At 60.6% G+C, this 22,179-nt stretch carries 18 protein-coding genes; 6 read left to right on the top strand and 12 right to left on the bottom strand.

Translation table 11 applies throughout. The features are described from left to right. Window positions 1-1,293: a DUF58 domain-containing protein gene (locus tag FB472_RS11780; RefSeq protein ID WP_141991054.1), complete on the top strand. Its 1,293-nt coding sequence runs from the start codon at window positions 1-3 to the stop codon at window positions 1,291-1,293. Between the two features lie 11 nt (window positions 1,294-1,304). On the opposite strand, the gene FB472_RS11775 is transcribed toward FB472_RS11780, so the two are convergent. After that, a complete protein-coding gene (locus FB472_RS11775; protein ID WP_141991570.1) occupies window positions 1,305-2,300 on the bottom strand; it encodes a stage II sporulation protein M in 996 nt (331 codons plus the stop codon). Between the two features lie 16 nt (window positions 2,301-2,316). Between FB472_RS11775 and FB472_RS11770 the strand changes: the two genes are divergently transcribed. Further along, the gene (locus tag FB472_RS11770; protein ID WP_141991053.1) at window positions 2,317-3,177 is read left to right on the top strand and encodes an RDD family protein; all 861 of its coding nucleotides are present in this window, start codon (window positions 2,317-2,319) and stop codon (window positions 3,175-3,177) included. Here FB472_RS11770 and FB472_RS11765 read toward each other — a convergent pair. Both FB472_RS11765 and FB472_RS11760 read right to left on the bottom strand, forming a co-directional pair. Beyond that, a complete protein-coding gene (locus tag FB472_RS11765) occupies window positions 3,164-4,588 on the bottom strand; it encodes a phosphomannomutase/phosphoglucomutase (protein ID WP_141991052.1) in 1,425 nt (474 codons plus the stop codon). The genes FB472_RS11770 and FB472_RS11765 overlap by 14 nt on opposite strands. Then, on the bottom strand, window positions 4,575-4,790 hold the full coding sequence (locus FB472_RS11760; RefSeq protein WP_141991051.1) for a DUF3499 family protein: 216 nt from the start codon (window positions 4,788-4,790) through the stop codon (window positions 4,575-4,577). The genes FB472_RS11765 and FB472_RS11760 overlap by 14 nt, the downstream gene beginning before the upstream one ends. A 63-nt stretch (window positions 4,791-4,853) precedes the next feature. Between FB472_RS11760 and FB472_RS11755 the strand changes: the two genes are divergently transcribed. Further along, window positions 4,854-5,297 (top strand): metallopeptidase family protein, encoded by a 444-nt coding sequence (locus tag FB472_RS11755; RefSeq protein ID WP_141991050.1) that lies wholly within the window; start codon window positions 4,854-4,856, stop codon window positions 5,295-5,297. Window positions 5,298-5,315: 18 nt separating this feature from the next. Here FB472_RS11755 and FB472_RS11750 read toward each other — a convergent pair whose 3' ends face one another. From FB472_RS11750 to manA, 8 genes are all read right to left on the bottom strand, one after another. Continuing rightward, the gene (locus FB472_RS11750) at window positions 5,316-6,896 is read right to left on the bottom strand and encodes a DUF5719 family protein (protein ID WP_141991049.1); all 1,581 of its coding nucleotides are present in this window, start codon (window positions 6,894-6,896) and stop codon (window positions 5,316-5,318) included. Then, window positions 6,893-9,706, bottom strand: a complete 2,814-nt coding sequence (locus FB472_RS11745; RefSeq protein ID WP_141991048.1) for a glycosyltransferase family 2 protein — start codon at window positions 9,704-9,706, stop codon at window positions 6,893-6,895. Before FB472_RS11745 ends, FB472_RS11750 begins: the two co-directional genes overlap by 4 nt. Window positions 9,707-9,800: 94 nt before the next feature. After that, window positions 9,801-10,127 (bottom strand): WhiB family transcriptional regulator, encoded by a 327-nt coding sequence (locus FB472_RS11740; RefSeq protein WP_141991047.1) that lies wholly within the window; start codon window positions 10,125-10,127, stop codon window positions 9,801-9,803. Window positions 10,128-10,267: 140 nt separating this feature from the next. After that, window positions 10,268-11,215 (bottom strand): GDP-mannose 4,6-dehydratase, encoded by a 948-nt coding sequence (locus FB472_RS11735; protein ID WP_141991046.1) that lies wholly within the window; start codon window positions 11,213-11,215, stop codon window positions 10,268-10,270. Beyond that, complete coding sequence (locus FB472_RS11730) at window positions 11,212-12,201, bottom strand: GDP-mannose 4,6-dehydratase (RefSeq protein WP_141991045.1); 990 nt, start codon at window positions 12,199-12,201, stop codon at window positions 11,212-11,214. The genes FB472_RS11735 and FB472_RS11730 overlap by 4 nt, the downstream gene beginning before the upstream one ends. Window positions 12,202-12,316: 115 nt before the next feature. Continuing rightward, the gene (locus tag FB472_RS11725) at window positions 12,317-13,570 is read right to left on the bottom strand and encodes an oligosaccharide flippase family protein (protein ID WP_141991044.1); all 1,254 of its coding nucleotides are present in this window, start codon (window positions 13,568-13,570) and stop codon (window positions 12,317-12,319) included. 21 nt (window positions 13,571-13,591) lie between these two features. Then, a complete protein-coding gene (locus FB472_RS11720; protein ID WP_141991043.1) occupies window positions 13,592-15,937 on the bottom strand; it encodes an FG-GAP-like repeat-containing protein in 2,346 nt (781 codons plus the stop codon). Between the two features lie 124 nt (window positions 15,938-16,061). Then, entirely contained in the window at window positions 16,062-17,240 is a 1,179-nt protein-coding gene (gene manA / locus FB472_RS11715) for a mannose-6-phosphate isomerase, class I (protein WP_141991042.1), read from the bottom strand. Between the two features lie 108 nt (window positions 17,241-17,348). Here manA and FB472_RS11710 point away from each other — a divergent pair, with 108 nt between their 5' ends. From FB472_RS11710 to FB472_RS11700, 3 genes are read left to right on the top strand one after another with little or no spacing between them, the layout of a single operon-like run. After that, window positions 17,349-18,533, top strand: a complete 1,185-nt coding sequence (locus tag FB472_RS11710) for an acyl-CoA dehydrogenase family protein (RefSeq protein WP_141991041.1) — start codon at window positions 17,349-17,351, stop codon at window positions 18,531-18,533. A gap of 9 nt (window positions 18,534-18,542) precedes the next feature. Next, window positions 18,543-19,871 (top strand): O-antigen ligase family protein, encoded by a 1,329-nt coding sequence (locus FB472_RS11705; RefSeq protein ID WP_141991040.1) that lies wholly within the window; start codon window positions 18,543-18,545, stop codon window positions 19,869-19,871. Then, on the top strand, window positions 19,868-21,169 hold the full coding sequence (locus FB472_RS11700; protein WP_141991039.1) for an O-antigen ligase family protein: 1,302 nt from the start codon (window positions 19,868-19,870) through the stop codon (window positions 21,167-21,169). Before FB472_RS11705 ends, FB472_RS11700 begins: the two co-directional genes overlap by 4 nt. A 30-nt stretch (window positions 21,170-21,199) precedes the next feature. On the opposite strand, the gene galE is transcribed toward FB472_RS11700, so the two are convergent. Next, window positions 21,200-22,177: a UDP-glucose 4-epimerase GalE gene (gene galE / locus FB472_RS11695; RefSeq protein ID WP_141991038.1), complete on the bottom strand. Its 978-nt coding sequence runs from the start codon at window positions 22,175-22,177 to the stop codon at window positions 21,200-21,202. Window positions 22,178-22,179 lie beyond the last annotated feature (2 nt).

The following is a 22,179-nucleotide window of genomic DNA, read 5'->3' as shown; positions in this document are numbered from 1 at the left end:
ATGGCGCTTTCTGGATGGTTCGTAATACTCGTGGCGTTCGGCATCGTTCCGATCATCACCACCGGCGAACCCATAGTGCTGGTCTTCTGGCTAACGGGCGCGATCGCTGTGGGGTTCATCGATATGGCTTTCGCTGTGTCGGCACGCTCACTGCGGTTCGAACGCACCTCCCCCGAACGATTGCGGCTTGGTGAGACCGCAAGCGCGACACTCCGGATCAGTAACCCGTCTAGACGCCGGCTGCGCTCCATTGTGCGCGATGGATGGCAACCCTCCGCTGGCGCTCACACCAACCGTGCACCACTGTCAGTACCCGCAGGTGAGCGTCGAGAGCTCACCACCGTGCTCACGCCCCTGCGGCGGGGAACCCGTGAGGCAGCGCACGTCACCGTGCGGTCCTACGGACCACTTCGGCTAATCGCCCGCCAGACAACCATCTCAGTACCCGGATCATTCACGGTGTTACCCCCCTTCAACTCGCGCAAACACCTCCCCTCGCGGTTGGCCCGACTGCGCGAACTTGATGGGGCAACGAGTGTCATGATTCGCGGTCAAGGTACCGAATTCGACAGCCTGCGGGATTATGTTCGCGGCGATGACGTGCGTTCCATCGACTGGCGGGCAACAGCACGACGTTCCGAAATCGTCGTTCGCACGTGGCGCCCCGAACGTGACCGGCGGGTAGTTATTGTGGTGGATAGTGGCCGCACCTCCGCGGCACGCATCGATGACGAGCCGCGAATCGATACCGCTTTCGAATCAGCCCTGCTGTTGGCTGCTCTCGCCTCCAGCGCTGGGGATCACGTCGATTTCATAATCTATGACCGTCGTGTTCGCGCCAGAGTGCAGGGAGCCAGTGGTCCTGACCTGCTCTCGAAAATGGTCAACAGTATGGCACCGGTGCAACCAGAACTCATTGAAATGGACTGGAACTCTGTACCGGGGCTGGTGCGTCAAGCCACTTCTCAGCGAGCGCTCGTTGTGCTGGCCACAACAGCCGACTCTCCGGGCGCGAGCCGTGGACTACTCGCCATGCTCCCCCAGCTCACCACCAAACACACGGTTGTGGTGGCATCCGTCACAGATCCGTCGATTGCGGAGGCCACCCGCGATCGCTCCCACCGTGATGCTGTCTACCAGGCCGGCGCTGCGGAACGCGCTCTGCTCGATCAGTCACGAGTGGCCACAGCAATTAACCAGCTCGGAGCTTCGGTGGTATCTCGGCGACCGACCGAGTTGCCGCTCGCTCTTGCCGATCATTACATCGCGTTGAAAGCGGCAGGCAAGCTGTAGCTCAGTCGCCGCTAATCGGCGACGACGTGGGTGGCCCCGGCATCAAACTCGCTGAGATCTCCCGTGTTTCCAGCACGAACGCTGCGGCCGCCCAGAATCCACTGGTACGCCAAGAACCCGGCAAGGGCGACAGTGCCAATGCCGATCTTAATCGGCCACGGCCAGTCTTGACGCGTCACATACCCCTCAATGACGCCCGAAACGAGCAGGGCAAGAATCAGGCCAACAACGATCGTAAACAACGCGCGACCGTCTTCTGCCAGTGCCTGTGCCCGAGTTCGAGCTCCCGGCGCCACCCACGACCAGAAAATCATGACCCCCGTTGCTGCGGCAACGAAGATTGCGTACAGCTCAAGTTGGCCGTGCGGCGCGATGTAGAGAAAGAAAACATCGAGACGATCAAACTCGTTCATGATCGCGGCAGTAAACCCGAGCTGCTGGGCAGTGTTGAACAGTAAGTAGGGCACGTAGACGCCGATGATCCCGAAAGCGATGCACTGTGCGGCAATCCAGGCATTATTGGTCCACACGAAGCCCGTAAATGACCCACCCGAAAACTCTGAGTAATAACCGACGAAGTCGTCACGAGCAAGAGCCTCCCGCTCGGCGGGACTGCCGAAATTGGCCAGCACCTGCGGATTAGAGATTGCCCACCAGGCAAAAAGAAATCCCACGACGCAGGTGGCCGCAGCCAACGCCAACGACATCCAGCGCACCCGATACAGGGCGGCAGGTAACTGGACCACAAAGAATTGCGGCAACTGACTCAACAGGTTTGCGGATGCGCCAGTGAAGCGCAGCCGCGCCCGGCTGAGAGTCAGCGACAAGCGATCCGCCTGAACTGACTGCCCGGAGCTGGTCTTCATGGCTGAAAGATTGGTCGCGCCCGACTGGTACAGGTCAATGAGTTCATCAACCTCATCGCCGGAAAGCCGGCGTTGCGACCCCAATTGGGCAAGACGATCCCAGTCTTCGCGATGCGCGGCTGAGTACGAGTCGAGATCCATCTGCTTAAATGATGTCATGCCGAGCCCACAATTAAGCAACACACTCGCGTACGACGATGAACCAGACGAGCTAGTCACCGGCGAAGCTGTGGCGTTAGAGCTCCACTCAGCAAGTTTTGTGCTGCGGGCGGCCGGTTCGATCATCGACTTTCTTGTCTACGGCGCAGCCCTCGTCGGCCTCCTGATCGGATCGTTTGCGTTTGCCACGAATGCCGGCCTCGATACCGCCATTGGGCAGGCCCTGACGGTAAGTTCCCTAGTGATTTGCCTCGTTGTGATTCCCACCGCTGTTGAGACTCTGAGCCGCGGCAAATCACTCGGCAAACTCGCGATCGGAGCGCGCATCGTTCGCAACGATGGCGGCGCGATCGGGTTTCGCCATGCCTTCATCCGCGCACTGATTGGGGTACTCGAAATCTTTATGACGGTCGGCGGGTTCGCCGCAATTGTCGGGCTGCTCAATACCCGTGCACAGCGCCTCGGAGATCTAGTGGCCGGAACGTACAGCCAATACGAGCGCGTCACCAAACTCGCCAACCCTGTTGTGCAACTCCCCGGACAGCTGTCGGAGTGGGCAAGCACCGCTGATGTTGCCAAGATGCCGGATGTTCTAGCCCGCCGCATCTCGCACTTTCTGGTTGCCGCACCCGGCTATACCGCTGTGATGCGTCGACAGCATGCCGCCAGCCTGGCCAGCGAAGCCTCCGCCTACGTATCGCCGTTGCCCCCGGTCGAGCCGGAGATATTTCTCTCGGCGGTCAACGCTCTGCGGAGACAGCGGGAGACCGTCGCTCTTGCGGGAGAAAAAACCAGGCTCGATACCTTGGGGCCGGCACTCACCAGCGTTCCCCGCGGGTTTCCCGCTAACCGCGGATAAGGGCAAGCACACGGTCACGAATTGTGTGCAGCTGCCCCTCCGAGCCCGCCTCAGCGTTCAACCGCAGTAGGGGTTCCGTGTTCGATGGGCGCACGTTGAACCACCAGAACGCCTCATCATCGTCGGTGATTCCGGTAACCGTGAGACCGTCGAGCTCGTCGAATTCTGCCTCGTTCGCAAAAGCTGCACGGATGCGGGCAGTCGCCGCCGGAACATCCTCAACCACGGAATTGATCTCGCCGCTAGTGGCATAGGGCGAAAAGCGCTCGGAGAGTACCGAAAGGGGCTGCTGCTGCGAACCAAACTCGGCAAGCAAGTGCATGGCAGCGAGCATCCCGTTGTCGGCGCCCCAGAAATCGCGGAAGTAGTAGTGCGCGGAGTGCTCACCACCAAAAATGGCGCCCGTGGCCGCCATTTGGTCTTTGATGAGCGAGTGACCAACATGGGTGCGCACGGCAATAGCCCCCGCATTCTTGATCGTCTCCTCGACAATGCGCGAAGTAATCAGATTGTGGATGACGTGGATGGCGCCCTCCGGCTGCGACGCCCGCACCCGCCGAATTTCCCGCAGCGCCACCACCGCCGCCACCGCACTAGGGGTCATCGGGTTTCCGCGCTCATCGACCACGAAACAGCGGTCGGCATCGCCATCGAAGGCGAGCCCGACATCGGCACCGTGCTCGACTACTGCCTTCTGCAGATCAACAATATTGGCTGGTTCGAGCGGGTTGGCCTCATGATTGGGGAAGGTGCCATCGAGTTCAAAATACAGCGGAATAATTTCGAGCGGCAATTCGGGGAGCCCGGCTGCGGTTGAGAGCACCGCCGGTACTGTCAACCCGCCCATGCCGTTGCCGGCATCCACAACAATGCGCAGCGGTCGAATCCCGCTGAGATCGACGAGCTCACGCAGATACGAGGCGTAGCCGGCAAGCACATCAACTTCGCGCTCGGAACCGGGCTGTGCGACCGGGCCGATACCCGAGGCGAGGTAGGCCTGGGCGCGATCACGAATCGCCTTGAGGCCGGTGTTGAAGCTGATGCCCTGCGCGCCCGCCCGACTGAACTTGATGCCGTTGTAGGTCGCCGGGTTGTGGCTGGCCGTGAACATTGCGGCAGGTGCATTCATCGATCCGGAAGCAAAATAGGTTTCATCGGTCGAGCACAGCCCGATCATGACCACATTTGCGCCGCGAGCGCGCGCTCCCGCCGAAAATGCTGCCGCGAAACCCGGTGAGGAATCTCGCATGTCGTGACCGACGATGATCTCGTTGCCTGCGGCATCCACCTCGTCGACGAAGGCTGCCCCGAGTGCCTCAACCACGCCATCGGTGAGCTGAGAACCAACAAGACCGCGAACGTCGTAGGCCTTGATGAAGGGGGTGAGATCGATGGGATTAGCTTTGTTCATTCCCCAAAACTACATGGCGAATGACCTGCCACCCCTGAGGCGCCGAGAGGCGTTCAGCATGCCGCGCGCACAGATCGTAGCTGTGGGGCTCTGCGCTGTAGCTCAGCGGACCAAGCACTGCCATTGAGTCGGCGTACACATACGTGAGGGTGGCCTCTGCTTCTTCGTTGCAGGAAACCTTGCTACACGGGCGCTGATTCATCGTGAGCCCTAGCCTACGACTGTGTACCCAGAGCGGGCCAGCTACGGCCCGTAGAATGGCGTTGTGGCCAGATCATCGAAGCGAGTGCAGACACGCGATGTCCGCGGCAACTGGCGCGATCGTCACGGCCGCGGGATCCGCGCTGCCGTCACTGGGCCGCACCTGCCGTTACTGCGCAGTCGCCACGGCAACTTCGAAATGACGGTTGCCTCTGCCGCCCAATTCTTGAAAGAGATGTGGCCGGGGGAACTCGCCCAAGCACGCTTTGAAATTGGGCTCATGCCGGGCAGCAGTCCGGAGGGCACAAAGGTGGCCCGCTGGAAGGTGGTCGCCGCCGAGCACCGCATCGTTCTGTTTCGGTTGCCCATCGAGCGCATGGCTCGACTTCACCGCGACGACGAACTCCATCGACGCATGCTCATCGAAAGCTGCGTTTTCCGAGCAGTGGCTGAATACCTCGGCAAAGAACCGTGGGAGCTTGCACCCGACCGTTTTCGTCACTTCTAGGGCGTCTCGCGTCGCTGGCTAGGGAAACACTGTCAACGGGGAAGAGCCCGGAGTTTGCGGGTCGACCGTGTAGGCGGCGATGAAGCCATCCTGTTCCTGCGTTATCCCAACGTGTATGGGGGTGTCGGCGACAAGCGTGTAGGTGGTTCCGTTCGAGACAGCTGCCCGCAGCGTTGTCTGCGGCGCAATGGTGAATTCCTGAACGACTCCGTCAGCCGAGGTGAGCGTGACGGCCGCAGGAAGCTCACCAAGATTTACGACACTGAGTGTCGCATTCAGGCCGGCGGCGACGGTGAACTGGGTATCGTCGTCGAGCGCGGGGCTTGCGGTGAACCAGGCAAAGTCTGTTGCCGTGACACTTCCCGACGTGAGTACAGCAGAGGTGGTGCGTGCCGACGCAACGATCGGCAGATCAGACTCAATCTGCAACGTGTAGGCGCCCGTTGCGAGTTCTTCAATCGGGATGTCAGTGACCACACCCGCACTCAAGTCGAGCTCAAACGTTATTGGGGCCCGCGCCACGTCGGCCGGAATAAGTGTCGCCGCGATCGTGGCCGCTTCGTCACCAGGTACAAACACGCGAACCGCGGCGATCAGGTCATCAGTCTGGGTGACTGTGCCCCGCAGCGCCTGCATCGCCTCAAGGTTGGATACCACGATTCCTGGAATCACGACGGCGCGAGACGGGGGCTGGGTTGGGCCCACAATTTCGACGCCACCGGGATCAAGTCCCCGCACAATCGACTGTTGCAATTCAGCTGTGATCTGCCCGCCCGTGCTCGTGACGTGAACCACCGGTGACAGGACACCGGGCGCAAAACCTGCAAGCGACAGCACCCGTTGGCCATTGGGTGGCACCACAATGCCAGAAGTGCCGGCAGCAGATACGACACCCTGCTCATCAAAAATCTCTAGGGTGACCGTGGAGGTCACCTCCGTTGGGTTGGTTAACAAAATTAGCGTTGTGCGCCCCGTGGTCGTAGCTCCACCGACCAACCAGTTATCACCGCCGACAGCCCGACAGCCTGCGGATGCGAAACCGACGTAGTCGCCGACGCTGACAGATTGTCCTTGAGCGCCACTCAGCCGCACTTCGCCCTGCGGCGACTGCGTGTCAGGGGCGGCACTGAGCACCAGCGGTGCGGCGTTCGCCGCGCCCGTTTCGGCATCCGAGGCTTTAACCCGCGATTGCTCGACAGCGCCCGAGCTTGACGAGAATCGTGTGGTTGCTTCGCCGAGAGTGAAGACCGACGATGCTTCTGCTCCCGAGTCATCCGACAGACGCAAGAGCGGCCCGGGGCACGTTAGTTGCTGGGCCGTGGGAACCGGCACGATCACTGCGTTGGGGGCTTGGGCGGTCACGGACGGCAGATCGAGGAAGGTTGCACCCAGTATTGCGGCAGTCGCTGTGCCAATACCCACCACACCCACGATTACGCGAGCACCGACCAGCGCTGCGGCTCGTGCCGAAACAGGGCGCCGGGTACTCGAGGTCGGCTCGGCGGCACCGGTTATCTCCGAGTCGTCATCGAACTCGCTTCCCGTCGGTTCCTGGGGGACCGCCGAAGCTTCATCGTGTGCTGGGTCGTTGCCGGTCATTCGTCACTCGCCTCAATCACCATCACGGCGCTTTCTGCCCGTGCCGCGCGCACTCGCCGACGACGTGTCGTCGGGATTGCCAGAAGCAGCGTGAGGCCGAACACAACTGCCTGGCCTACGAGGGTCACCTGACCCAGTTGTGTATCCACATTGCTTGGACCCACTGCACTGGTCGCCTCGCCCACATCGGGATAGTGCCAGAGAGCTCCCTGGGCGGTGTCACCGATCGGGTTCAGCGAACTGTTGCCATCGAGTGCTTCACTGATTCGTTGCCGGGTCTCCGCAGCATCCTGATCAGATTCTGGCGTGAGAACAATGAAGGCAATCTGAAGGTCGTCGAGTTCGCTCGCCACATCGAATCCACTCCGTGACGCGATGTTGCCGGCAAGCGTTGCCGTTCTCTTCTCGGCCGCCGAAAGGTCAGTATTCGTTGCCGCAATCGTCGACTGCTCATCAAGACCAGATCCCCGGCCCCGATGCACGTGGACCGCAATAGTGCCCTGTGAGGTGACCGTGAGTTGGAGTGTGCCTAGGCCGTCACGTTGACTGGATTCGGCGGAGACAAAGGCGGGAAGTAATCTGCCATTGCTTGCTGACACCGCTGAAGCCCCCGACGCCAGCGACCAGAGGGGCGCCGCGGCAAGTACGAGAACGCCGGCAAGCGCCACAACCGCGGGAAGCACCGCATGCCGCTCAAGGTGTTCGATCGAGACCACAACGGCTCCGCACAACCCCAGCCAGTAGAGGCTGAGGGCTGCCCCCGCCCACAGCACAACCGATGATTCTCCCGCCGAACTCACCGACACCTGCGTCACGCCCACAGCGGTAACAAAACCGAGCAGCGCGAGTGCGAGCGACGGAATCGCCCGCCGTGTTCCCGGAACGAACAAACTCATCAGCGCAAGTGCAGCAAAAGGAGCCAGCACCAGGGCAACCAGCAGTGGGGCGTACTGGTCATTGAGGCCCAGCGTTGCCAACAGCGCGCTCCAGCCGTTGGGACCAGGAGCCACACTGCCCACGGCAAGCTGCCAGCCGCCGGAGGCAACGCGAGCCACCGGAACTCCGGGATCAGCAAAAAGGCCCCACACGGTGCCGCTGGTAACCTGCTGCACCACCAGCGGAGCGAAGAGGGCAGCGGCCGGAATCACAATCCAGAGCAGCCGATGTGACGACGTGGGTCGCGCAATAATCCAGGCAATAAGCCCAATCAGCATCGCCGGAATGATGGTCGGAGCTGAGGCCGCAATGGCCGCGAAGAGAAGCGCAGCAATCGCCGACATCGCCCAGCTTTGCGGCGCCCGCAGCACCGTGAGCACGAGCCAGGGAAGCAGGATGTGCACGAGCACAGCCCCCAATTGACCTTCGCCGAGCGAGATCAGAAAGCTGGGCGCCAGAGTCCAGGCGACGGACGCCAGCATCGGTGCCCACGCGCGCTCAGAGATCGATGCCGCACAGAGCCACGCCGCCAGAGCCGCCAGCGGAAGAGCCACCAAGTACAGCACAACAACGCTGAACGACGGGTTCCAGAACGTCAATGAGCCCATGACTGCAAGCACCGCAGCGAAAGGATCTGCCGCAGTGACCTGTTGCGCCAAATCATTCCAGCCATAACCAACATGGGCCCACAGTTCAGAAACGCTCGACGACAGCGGCAGCAACGCTCCCCCGGTCAGAGCGGGAACATCCACGAATCGAGAAAAGCTGATAACGCCAACGACCGCGGTGAGCAGCACGACCCACGCGCCACCGTCACCAAAGAAACGAGGGCGGGCAACATCAAATACCGCATCTGGTGCATCACCACTGCGCTCATGTGCACGAAGCTCCCGCAGCTCGGCCCACGTCACTCTCAGCGGATTGACCGCACCAAAACCCACCCGCTTGTTGCGCCGGAGATTGCGCCGCGCCGCAACGACGCCGTCGTCAAAGATCGCCGCAAAAGCAGCAGCAAACTCGCCAACGACCGCTGTGGGACGCTTCGCCACCAGATGACCGAGTGAACGGATGATCGCCAGCGGAAGCAGAGTGAGCCAATGCAGGGGAACCGCAAATCCGGGCGCGTAAACCAAACGCCGGTGCAACTGTGCGAAACGTTTGATCCGGTTATGCGCGCCAGCGGAGACCGAACGCCGGCCAAATAGCTCGGGGCCTCCGGCACTCGCGACACGAGCATCGGCAACAGCGACAACCCGGTGCCCAGCGAGTCTCGCCCGAACGCACAGGTCGAGGGCCGCATCCACCGTGGTCAGTTTGGGGTCAAACCCACCGAGGGCACTCCACACTTGGCGCCGCACCAGCATGCCCGCTTCTGCGACTCCCAGTTTGTCTGTCTGAACATCGTGCTGGGCTTGGTCAAGTTCGTTATCGACGAGCCCCAGCGAACGCCCGAGCGGCGTCAACGACTCGCCAAAACTCGAGATGACCGCGGGATTATCCCAGCGAACCAGTTTGGGACCGGCAACGGCAACCGATGGGGCAATTTCTACGGCGCCAAGAAGTCCGCGAAGCGCATCAGGGTCGGGGGCGCTGTCGTGGGTGAGCAACCATAGCCACTCATTCTCGGCGGGTTGGGGGGCGGCCGCCTGCAGCGCATGCGCGATTGCCCCGCCAAATGTTCGATGACCACGCGCATCGTCAACCTGCGCCGGTGCCGATGCGACCATGATTGCGAGCGAATCGTCACTAGAATCGGCGTCAACGGCGATAACAGAATCGGGTCGCCGAGTTTGTACCGCAATAGCGGCTAGCGTTCGTGGCAGATATTTCGCGCCATTACGGGCGACGATAACTGCGGTAACTCTCGGCTGCATTTGTTTGAGACTAGGCGTCGCGAGCGCTCACTAGCAGTCGACTCGCTGCGGTGTGGCAAGTCTGGGAGTTGCCTTCACTGGAACCCCGGAATACTTAGCTGGCGCGCTTGCGCAACTTGCGGCGTTCTCGTTCCGATAGTCCGCCCCAAATACCGAATCGCTCATCGTTCCGGAGGGCATATTCGAGGCACTGACTGCGCACCTCACAGGATGAGCAAATCTTCTTCGCGTCCCGGGTCGAGCCACCCTTTTCGGGAAAGAATGCCTCGGGATCAGTTTGGGCACAGAGCGAGTCTGTTTGCCAAGAGAGTGCGTTGCCGTCTTCGTCGGCGAGTGGTTGCCGCACCCCCGGTACCCCGAGTCGTACGGGGTCGACAAACCAGTCGTCTGGAACTCCCGAGCGGTATCCGCTGTTGTCCATCTGGTCTCTCTCCCCTCCGCTTTCGATGCTTCGCATCAAATAGCGTTACATAATTACACCGGTGTAGTTCGTCTGAGTCAAGTCGCAGATCATAATTGGCTCGACTAACACTTCAGGGTTATGGCGCGCCGTGGATGTCGTTAACTCAGCAAAGCGAGATCATGGTCGACCATCGCTGAGACAATTCCATCAAAATCGAGCGTCGGTGACCAGTCGAGAAGTTGCCGAGCCTTGCTCGCATCGCCCGACTGCAGTGGGGCATCCCCCGACCGCAGGAGGGTGTCTGAGATTCGCACGCGGTCTTGCCAGTCATCGACGCCTGCGCGCGCGAATGCGGCTGCGACAAACTCACGAACCGAGTGCGAGACACCGGTGGCGATGACGAAGTCGTCAGCAAAAAGATGCTGTGCTGTTCTCACGAGCGCATCAACATAGTCGGGAGCCCAGCCCCAATCTCGCCGTGCATCCACGTTGCCGAGCTCAAGAGTGTCTTGCAGCCCCAACGAAATGCGGGCCGCCGCGGCGGTGATCTTGCGCGTGACGAACGTCTCAGGCCGGCGCGGCGACTCGTGGTTGTACAGAATCACCGAGGAGGCAGCCACGCCAGCGGTGCGATAGGCCCCAACGAGGCCGTGAGCGTACGCTTTTGCCGCCCCATACGGGCTCGTGGGGCGCACGGTTGTCTGCTCATTCTGTGGCGACTCAGTGGGCACACCAAAGATTTCTGCGCTCGACGCTTGCACAAAACGGATGTCGGTCTTGCCCCGATCGTGGATCACTTTCACCGCGGCCAACATTTCCGCGACCACGGCACCGTTCAGTCGCGCGGTGAGTGCAGGGCTCTGCCACGACTGGTACACGGAACTCAGCGCCGCAAGGTTGTAAATCTCATTCGGTTCAACAGTGGCAATGAGTTCTGCGATCGCACTGTCGGTGGCGAGGTCGAGTTCGTGTGCGATCACCCCGGTCGTGACTGCTTCATCGGCGTCCCGGGTGACGCCGTGCACTTCGTAGCCTTTCGACAGCAAAAGTTCGGCGAGGTACGAACCGTCTTGGCCGGTTACTCCCGTGATCAGTGCGCGTGTCATTTGATGCCGGCAAGCTCTTTCTGCTCGACCAGATCGGCGTCAACCATCATTGCGATGAGCTCGGGGAACTTGACGGTCGGTTCCCAGCCGAGTCGCTCGCGCGCTTTGGCTGAGTCGCCCACGAGCAGGTCAACTTCTGCGGGGCGCATGAATCGCTCGTCGAGCTCGACGTAGCTGCTCCAGTCATCGATTCCCACTGCCGCAAACGCATGATCAAGGAGCGCGCGGATGCTCTGGGTTTCGCCCGTCGAGATGACGTAGTCGTCGGGCTCATCCTGCTGCAGCATGAGCCACATCGCTTCGACGTAGTCTCCGGCAAAACCCCAGTCCCGTTGGGCGTCGAGGTTTCCCAGGGTGATGGTGTCTTGCAACCCTAGGGAGATACGTGCGACGGCGCGGGTGACTTTGCGGGTGACAAATTCGGGGCCGCGCCGAGGGGATTCGTGGTTGAACAGCACACCAGAGGAGGCGTGCATGCCGTAGGACTCGCGGTAGTTGATGGTCATGTAGTGGCCATAAACCTTGGCGACGCCGTAGGGTGAGCGGGGCCACAGCAGGGTGTCTTCGTTTTGAGGCACTTGCTGTACTTTGCCGAACATTTCGGAGCTTGACGCCTGGTAAAACCGTACCTCTTGCCCGGTTGCCGCCATATGCAAGCGCACCGCTTCGAGCGCATTCAGGACGCCCATGCCGGTGACTTCACTGGTGAGGTGAGCGTTCTCCCACGAGTAGGCAACGAAGGAGATTGCGCCGAGGTTGTAGAACTCGTCGGGCTTGGCGACGCTCATTGCGCGCATCAGGCTTGAGAGGTCGGTGAGGTCCCCGGTCAAGATTTCGACGTCGGGGATGAGCCGCTCCAGCAGTTCGCGTTTCGGGTTGTTTTGCCCGCGCATGAGACCGAAGACTTTGTAGCCCTTCGATAGCAGCAACTCTGCAAGGTAGAGGCCGTCTTGGCCGGTGATCCCTGTGATGAATGCGCGCTTCATAGTTGTCTTTCTTCGTCGCGACCGGAGCTGGCCGGGTACCGAAACCATGCTTCGGCCGTTGCAACGCTACTGGAAGTTTGGCTGCCGCGCTGAGCTGCCGCGGTGGTCGGTTGGGCTAGCTTTTGCGCGCCGGATCGTCCGGTTGTGTCTTCGCCACAATAAATGCGCCTGCCTTCGCCCGGATGCGCCACACGAACAGGGCTTGGGTGCACACCGACACGGTTTCGCCGATTGCGAGCCCCCACGCGCCGCCTGCAGCCCCGTAGGTTGCGCTGAGCGCCAGAATGGCTGGCACTCCGACAGCGGCTGCGAGCAGGACGCTCACCATGAATTGGCGGCGGGCGCCCATTCCGACGAGGGTGATGCGCCCCAGGGACGTGCCGAGGGCGATTCCTAGGGTTGCGACGCCTAGGCCGAGGGCGGTGGCCCGGTCGATGGCGACTTCGGCACCGAAGAGGATCTCAGAGAGCCACGGGCCGAGGACGGCAAACATGGTGAGGCCGGCAAACCCGAGTGCCCCATGCACCAGCAGGGAGCGTCGGATGCGGTGCGCAAATTCTGTGTCGCCGGCTTCAACAACCCAACCCTGGAGTGCGTTGCCGAGCGCCGACACGGAGTACTGACCAATACGGTACAGCTTGTCGCCCGAAACATAGGCTGCTGCCTGCGCGGTGGTTGCGGCCGCACCCACGAAGGTGACGGCCAAGGAGTTGTAGGCGCCACCGGCGACCTCGGTGGTGACCGCCGAGCGGTTTGCGCGAAAGACTTCACGGATCGCGTGACGATCGCGGCGCTTCAGCTCGGTGAAGCCCGCGGTACGGAGGGCGAATAGGCTCACGCTCACCAGTGACGCCACGACGAGAAGGGCGGGATACCAGAGCACATCACCCGCGTTCAGCACCACGATGGCGGCGATCACTGTTGCGACAATTCGCGGCGAAATCTCGTAGATCGCGATCAGGCTGGCACGGCCCAAACCGATCATGAACCAGGCACTCGATAGTCCGGTAAGGCTCATCGCGATTGCCATGACCGCCGCATCCACACGGTAGTCGCTGGGTGACACCACACTGGCGATGACGGCGGCAACAATCGCGCTCGGTAGCCACACGAGCGCGCGCGCATGAATGCTGGTCACCAGCAGTCGAGGGCGGATGCTCGGCTCGGCCAGCGCAATCAGCGGTGGCCCGACCGTGTTGAAGCCGAGCGCCACGATGAGCGCAAAGAAGCCACCGCTGGACTGGCCGACCGCGATGGCAAGCCACGCGTCTGCGCCGGCAACTCTCGCCAAAATGGGCAGGAACAGAAAAGGGGTGATCAGCGACAGAAACGGCAGCCCCGCAAAGCCGAGGATGCGTTTAGCGAACATAGGTTGAGGTTACTGCGTCGGCTAGCCGATCCAGTCGATGCCGTTCCACCCGCTGCCGACGATGTATGACTTCTTCCAACCTCCATTGCCGTTACCCGCATACACGCGCAAAAGACCGTCTGAGAAGCGAGCGATGACGTCAACATTTCCGTCGCCATCGAAGTCTCCCGGCCCGACGATAGCGGTTGCTTTGCCCCAGCCGCTGCCGATTGTGACTGGCGAATTCCACTTCATCGCGCCGTTGCCGCCGTAGAGCAAGAGATCGCCGTCAGCCTTCCGAGCTACGAGGTCAGTATTGCCGTCACTATCAAAGTCTCCAATGTTGAAGATGGCGGTCATGGAGCCCCAGCCGTGCCCGGCTTGAGTTCCGGCATCAAACGTGCCATCCGATTCTCCTAGGAAACGCATTAGTACCCCGTCGGCATTCACAGCGAGAAGATCGGGAATACCGTCATTGTTTAGATCTCCGCCTGCCAGCATCGTGACGTATGCATCCCAGCCAGTGCCAAGACTGGCTGGAGCGCTCAGGGTTCCGTCCGTCGCGACTGAGTAGCGCCAGAGGCCCCCGGCAGCATCTCGTGAAAGCAAGTCTGGCTTCCGGTCGCGAGTGAGGTCACCAATCGACACCAGTGCGGTCGCACTAGCAAAGTTTTCGCCGGTGTTTACCATCGATTTCCACGAGCCAACGCCATTTGACGGGTAAAGCAGCACCTTACCGCTGCTGGTACGTGCAACTATGTCTGCCGTTCCATCCGCGTTGAAGTCACCAAATCCTGGCGGGATGACATATCTGTTTCCTGCGGCAGGGCCGGCTCCTGCGACAAAGTCGTAGTCGGCCCAGTTTCCAGGTATTCCTACTCGGCCCAGCCACCTCCCGCGGCCGTTACCCAAGTAAACCCACATTGCCCCGTCGCTGTCGCGGGCAAACACATCGTTGGCCGAGTCTCGGTTGTAATCTCCAGCGGCAAAAATTGCCTGCATTTTCGACCAGCCGTGGCCGATCTTGTACGACCCCTTCCAGCCTCCTGCGCCGTTCCCACGGTAGAGACGCAAGGCTCCTGCAGTGTCGCGGGCGATGACATCAACATTTCCGTCGCCTTCGAAGTCTCCTGCAGAGAAGACCTGAGTGAGGTTGCCCCACCCGTGGCCTATCTGACGCGGTTCTGTAAACGAACCTCGACCCGTGCCACCGAAGAAGAGAAGTTTGCCGTCAGCGTCGATTGCCATCAAGTCGGCCCAGTCATCGCCGTCGAATCTATCGGCGCTAAAGACCGAGGTGTAGCGGCCCCAGTCTCCGGGAACTTGAACGCGCGGCTTCCAACCGACGACTCCGTCTGTGGGATAGAGCCACATGCGGCCAGCGCCGTCGATCGCAAGAATGTCGCGATGGCCATCGCCGTCCACATCGCCAGCAGGAATGATCGATGCCATTGTGCCCCATCCCGAACCAATGTTCTCAGCCTGAGCAATTCGCCCCTTCGAGTCGGGCTGGAACATCGAAAGTGAGCCCGAAATCGAGCGCGCAAGCACATGAGAAAGGGTATCCGTTGACACAATCGTGGACTCAAAGGAGCCGCCGAACCAATTGGCGTAGAACCACCAGAAGTTTCGGTTTCCATATGACGAACAGGCATCTCCAGTTCCGCCTAGGTTGGCTAGGGCCGCCGCGTTTGGCCGGTACGGCGTGTAGTTGTAGAGCGCCGCGGTAGCGTAATTCACGATGTTGACAGAGCTGCTACCGCACGACGTATTTGGGTGATACTGGATTTGATGCACTCCGGGCTGCTTCGCAAACGCTGCAGCTTTGTAAGCCTTGAGTTGCCGCGCGCCCAAATAAACCTGGTTGCCGAACCCGAGTGCGTAGGCAGCACATGGAGCGGTATCCGGGCACGCCATACCCATCGCACGATCGAGTGCTGCTTCACCTGGGGCCTTAGCGCTTACTAAACCCTGCTCCTTTTGGAGTGTAACCAAGATAACTTTCGCGCTGATCCCGCACGCGACTTGCGCTCGATAAATAATTTCAGCAGCGCTGAGAGTTCCGCCGCTGAATGCCTCACAGATCAAATTTCCCGTTGTCTGCGAAACGTCCCTGGCTCGGCTAGCCACAGACGCAGTGAGGACGTTAAGGCAACGACCATTGGAACAAGTGCCGATCTTTGAGTTGAGGAACGCCTGGATCTCGCTGCGCGTCATCGCCTGGCCGTCGTAGAACAACGAATCGCTGATGATGTTGCCAGCGTTAAACTCTGACCCGGTGACCGCCGCCACTGGAGCAGGGCTAGGCGCGATAATGAGCGTGCTAGCGAGGGCAAAGCCCGCAACGACTGCGGCCAGCGCCCTGAACTTACTGCGACTTTTACTCATCGTGAACGTCCCCCCGTGGACTGCCCATTGCTGTGAAACTTTGGGTCAATCACTAAAGGGTACGTTTACCTACATCTTTTTGCAGCATGTTTGCCCCATCCGACACCCGTTTTGGGTACGAAAACTATTGGACTGTCGCCAAATAGAGCGTTCCCGAGCCATCGATACTGATCGTGCCCTCACTTGCGGTCACGAAGCTCGCCTCTCCTCTGTGAATACTCGTCGACGCCGTTTGGCCGCGCATTGTGAACGAGCCAGCGGTGCAGATAGCGATTGCTGCACCAAGAAGTGTGGCTGAGCCCGCTCCGGTAACTACGAGCAACTGAAAATCGCGCACGGGCGGCAGAAAGACGGTGGCAGTGTCGCTGAGCACCTTGGGTGTCAGGTATGGCACCGGGCTCGCCGAGAAATCCAGGACGCTCAAGAGTTCGGGAACATCCACATGCTTAGGGGTAAGACCGCCGCGCAGAACGTTGTCTGACGACGCCATCAACTCAATACCGAGACCGCGCAGATAGGCATGGATGTTGCCCGCCGGCAAGAACAACGCCTGTCCCTTGGTCAGCGTCACATGGTTGAGCATGAGTGCAATCAACACACCGGGGTCGCCCGCGTAGTGTCCCGCAAGAGTCCGCACGAGCGCAAACTCTTCTCCTGCCGCTGCCGCGAGCGCGGTGACTCGTTCCACAAGCTCTGGCACAGGGCGCTCAGCCGAAATGAGCCATTCGAACAGTGCCCGCAGATCGGAGTCGTCGCGAGCGAAAGCCAACCACTCGGTGAACAGTGCTGGCTGTGGATTGGTGCTTGCGGCATCCAACTCGGCAAGTCGTTCAATGGATGCTCGGGTGTCGGCCATTGCCCGAAAACCGCACAGCGCCTCAAACGCGTCGCTCACCGCAACAATGAGTTCTGGCTTGGCTGAGGCATCTTTGTAGTTGCGATTCGATGCCGTCAGCTGCACGCCTGCCGCGTTCTCACGCGCAAAACCCTCGGCCGCCTGTTCGGGGGTTGGGTGCGCCTGAAGTGAGAGAGGTGCCCCGGCGGCGAGCACCTTGAGCAGGAAGGGAAGATGGGTGACGCCGTCACCGAGAATTGTCGCGCCGTCGCGGGCGACTAGCTCGGCCAGGTCCTGCGCGCCGTCGACCTGAGTGGGATCGATAATCATGCTCGGGGAGCCGCCGTGGGCGCCAAGCCAGAGTTCCGCTTCGGGTTTCCCGGTCGGTTCTGATCCCAGCAGTGCCGAAATTTCTCCGGCAGAACCCCACGCATAATCGCGCGGGGTATTAGTGATGCCTACAAACATTCAGTCCACTCTTCTCGAAGCGTTAGACCAAAGTACCAACCGTCTAGAAGCGACGGGCGCTCACGCTTTAGGCTCGCAATGATTTCGACAAGTAACGGAGCGACGACTATGTCATTTGAGACCCTCAGCAGCGACTTCTACGGCTACGAGAACGCCCTCACCGATCAAGAGAAGGACACGATCCTGAAGCTGCGCGCCTTTCTCGATAAAGAGGTGCGCCCCGTCGTCAACGACCTCTGGGCAAAAGCAGAATTCTTCGATCGCGATGTGGTCGTTAAAGGGCTCGCTGACCTCGGACTCTTCGGACTCCCCTGGGCCGAGACCCAGCAATTCAAGAACTCCGCTGTGTTCCGCGGCTGGGTTGCGCTCGAGCTTGCCCGCGTGGATGCCAGCGCAGCAACCCTCGTTGGTATGCAAAACGGGCTCGTGATGGGATCGATCGGCGTTGCCGGTTCGCAAGAGCAGCGTGATGAGTGGCTGCCCAAGTTTGCCTCCGGCGAGCTGCTCGGCGCCTTCGGCCTGACCGAACCCCTCTCCGGCTCGGACACCGCGCAGGGCCTCCAGACTGTTGCGAAGCGCGACGGCGACAACTGGATCATCAACGGCGCCAAGCGGTGGATCGGCAACGGTTCCATCAGCGACGTCACCATCATTTGGGCACGTGACGAAGCCGACAACCAGGTCAAGGGCTTCATCGTTCCCACCAGCACCCCCGGCTACTCCGCAACGCGTATTGAGAACAAGCAGGCGCTTCGCATTGTGCAGAACGCCGACATTGTGCTCGAAAACGTCGTCGTGCCAGAGGCCAATCGTCTGCAGAAGTCGCAAACGTTCCGTGAGACTGCCGCCGTGCTTCGGCTCACCCGCGCCGAAGTTGCTTGGGCTGCGGTGGGAAACTCCATCGGGGCCTACGAAGCTGCCGTCAAATACACGGGCGAACGCATCCAGTTCGGCAAGCCGATCAGCAGCCACCAACTCGTTCAAGAGCACCTCGCTAAGAGCCTCGGCAACATCACTGCATCGATCGGCATGGTCACTCGGGTCTCCGAAATGCTTGATGAGGGTATCCAAAAGGACGAGCATGCATCGTTGGCCAAGGAATATACGACCAGCCGGATGCGCGAGACCGTTGCCTGGTGCCGCGAACTGCTCGGCGGCAATGGCATCGTTCTCGACTACGGTGTGATGCGTCACTTCGCTGATGCCGAAGCGATCTACTCGTATGAGGGAACACGCGAAATGAATATTCTCATCGTGGGCCGTGCGATCACAGGCAAGGCAGCATTCGTCTAATCTTGCGTAATGCGACTGATTGAGCACCCGAGGGCGCGCACCTGGTTTCTCGTTCTGTCGCTACTGATTCTCTTTGGTGGGGATGCGTGGCGGTATTCGGTCGGCTGGGGTGCCTTTGTTGCTCTCGCGGTCGCGCTCGCTGCAGCATCCGCAGTGATCTTGGTGCAAGCGCGTCACCGCTGGAGTATCGGCGGGCTGCCGTACCCGTTCGTCGTTTTTATGGCGTTGGCCACTGTCTCGCTTGCGTGGTCACAGTACCCGGCTGCAAGCGCTTTGGGGTTGTTCTCGACCTGGCTCACCGTGTTGGGCGCACTCGCTCTGGCTATCAGCTTTACGTGGCAGGAACTGCTCAACGGGCTAGCGCGGGTGCTGCGCATCCTGATTGCGGTCTCCCTGCTTTTTGAGCTTGTCATCGCCACGATTGTGCGCAGCCCGATTTTGCCGTGGACGGCGCAGCCTGAGGTTGCCGTGCCCGGTTACGACACCGTGCCCACAATGCTTTTGTGGTCGCGAAATGAGCTGTTTGAGACCTTCGGCGATGGGCGCATTCAGGGCATTGTCGGCAATGCCAACCATCTCGGATTCTTGGCTCTTCTGGCGGTGATTGCCTTCTCCATCCAGTGGGCCACCGGCAGTATCAACAAGCGGTGGTCGATTACGTGGATCGCGCTCGCCGCCCTCACGTTATTTTTTACGCGTTCTGCGACGGTGACGGTGGCGCTCGCGGCTGTCGCTGTCACGGTGGTGGGGCTGCTCGTCATCCGCAGCCGTCGCACTGATGCCGCTCGACGGTGGAGCGTTGTTGGCTTTATTGCGCTGGTTGCTGCCGGTATCGGCGCAGGGCTCGCGCTTCGTGGCACAATTTTTGAGCTTCTCGGAAGGAGCAGTGATCTCACCGGCCGCGCCGAGATCTGGCAGACGGTCATCGGGCTTGCCCAGCAGCGGCCAACGTTTGGTTGGGGCTGGATCAGTGTCTGGATGCCCTGGGTTGAGCCGTTTGAGGGTCTTGTTGTTCGCAACGGTGTTGTGCAGGTTCAGGCGCATGACGCCTGGCTTGATCTGTGGCTGCAACTCGGTATTGTCGGTGTGGTGGTCTTTGGTGCTCTCGTGCTCTCGACCCTGTTGCGGGCTTGGCTTGCTGCTGTGGATCGCCCGCGCTCGGCGCGCGGCCTCGGGCAACCATATTCAGCCCTCACGCTGCTACCGGTCTTGGTGATGGTGGCGCTGATTGTGCAGAGCATCCCAGAGAGCCGGCTGCTGGGTGAGTACGCGCTCGCGCTGCTGGTGATTATTGCGGTCAAGACAAAGCGACCCGATTGGATGGTGCGCACCCCATGATTCAGCCTCCGCCCCACTTCCGGGTTGTCATCGATACGGCTGCTGTAATCCTTGGGTCCGCCCGGGTGTCGTCGGTCCTCTCTACCGCAATAGTTGGCGTGGCGCTCTGTGCTTTCGCACTTCGCCACACGATCGGTACCGCGGGTCTGCTTGCAATTTTGGTGAGCCTTGTGGTTCTTGTCGCGGCATCGCTTGCCGCCCAGTGGGGCAACATCGGGTGGCGTGCTCTCGTTCCAATTTCGTTGATGGCATTCACCTTCTGGGCGTGGCTCACAATTTTGTGGAGTCAGTACCAGTGGGCCTCCCTAGCCGCACTCAGCTATCTCCTCATCTTCACGGTGCTGGGGATCTATATCGCACTGGTTCGCGACACCATCCAGATCGTTCGCACTTTTGGTGATGTGATGCGGTTTGTTTTGGTGGTGTCTGTCGGCCTTGAGATCCTGACCGGGCTTGTCTTTGACACTTCGCTTAGGGCCCTCTCAATTGCAGGAAATCTCGGCACTACCGACCCGATTCAAGGTCTTTTTGGGGCCCGAAATCAACTGGGCATCATCGCAGTAATTGCCCTCATCACCTTCGCTACCGAACTCCGCACGCAGTCCTTGCGGCGCGGATACGCAATCGGATCACTCGTCCTTGCGGGCGCTGTGCTTGTGCTTTCGCAATCTCCTCTCGCGTTCGGTACTGCGCTGATTGTTCTTGCTGCGAGCGTGGCACTGTATGGGCTGCGGCGAGTTCCGTCGGGTCGGCGAAGGTACTGGCAGTTCGTGTTGATCGGATTCGTTGCCTCCGTTGCCTTCATCAGCTGGCTGTCGCGCGTTTCGATTGTTGCCTCGTTTGATGCGAGCGGCGATCTCGCCTATCGGCTGAGGGTGTGGCGGCAACTCTGGTCGTTGGGCGAAACTCACCGCCTTGAGGGGTGGGGCTGGATTGGCCCGTGGAATTCCGATCTTGCACCCTTTACGGCATTCGCCAATTTTGGTGGTCGGGTTCCCGATTCGGCGCACAACGCCTATCTCGATGTCTGGTTTCAGCTGGGACTGGTTGGTTTCCTCATTTTTGTGGGACTTCTCGGGCTTGCCTTTGTGCGCTCGTGGTTGCTTGCGTCGCGCCGACGCAGCATCGTGTTTGCGTGGCCCGCGTTGGTGCTTCTCGTGCTTATCGTGAGTGCGTTTGGAGAGAGCTCACTATTGATTGAGTTTGGTTGGCTGACCTTCGTGGTGTGCTGTGTGAAAGCCGCGCGGGAGCTCAGTTGGCGGAACGCTTTGGACTCGAAACCTCACCCGTCCGTGTAGCTAGAGTCGTTCCGAGCGCAGTTCGACTCGTTACCGGCGTGCAGAGATTGCGTTGAAGTGCTGCCGTGATTGCCATGCGGATTCCACAATGTCGCTGACGGTGTAGCGCGCGCTCCATCCGGTGAGTTCACGGATGCTGTCCACAACGCCGACGACCGCGGCGGGGTCTCCCGCGCGGCGGTCAAGAACTTCGGCAGTGAGGTCGCTGCCGCACACGTGCAGAATTGCATCCACCATCTGACGCACGGTCGTTCCCACACCGGTGCCGATGTTGAGCATGGTGTTGCCCGGCAGGTCTGGCAGAGCATCAAGCACGGCAAGGTGCGCTTCTGCCACGTCGCTGACGTGCACGTAGTCACGAACGCAGGTGCCGTCAAGGGTGTCGTAGTTGTCCCCGAAAATTAGGGGCGGTTTGTTGTCTGCGATCTGTTCGAAGCAGATCGGGATGAGGTTGAGCGCTTGTGTGTCGCCCAGTTCTGGGCTGCCAGCCCCGCCAACGTTGAAGTACCGGAGGCTGGCGGCACGCAGAGGCCACGCGCGTGATGATGCGCTGATGAGCTGTTCCCCGACCAGTTTGGTAGCGCCATAGGGATTGATCGGGTGAGTGGGTGCATCCTCGGCGATTGCCCCCGAGGCTTCGCCGTAGACGGCAGCCGACGAAGAGAACACGAGTTTGCGAACCTCGGCCGCTTGCATTGCCAAAAGCAATTGCGCAACGCTGCCCACGTTTTGCTCGTAGTACCAGGCTGGCTTTTCTACAGACTCGCCTACCCGTTTTTGAGCCGCAAAGTGGATGACCGCGTCGATGCGGTGCTCGCGCATCAGGCCCTCTAGCTGCTCAGCTGAGCCATTCGCAATATTGAGAGACACCACAGGAATCTCAGGGATGCGATCTCGGGAACCGGTAACGAGGTCGTCAACGACGAGCACGTAGTCGCCGCGTTCTGCCAAGAGTCGGGAGGTGTGTGCTCCGATGTAGCCCGCGCCGCCCGTAACCAAAATTCTCACCC

The organism is Rhodoglobus vestalii (assembly GCF_006788895.1).
GTDB classification, from domain to species: domain Bacteria; phylum Actinomycetota; class Actinomycetes; order Actinomycetales; family Microbacteriaceae; genus Rhodoglobus; species Rhodoglobus vestalii.
The sequence above is the reverse complement of the archived record's forward strand: the minus strand, read 5'-3'. Positions and strand labels throughout refer to the sequence as shown.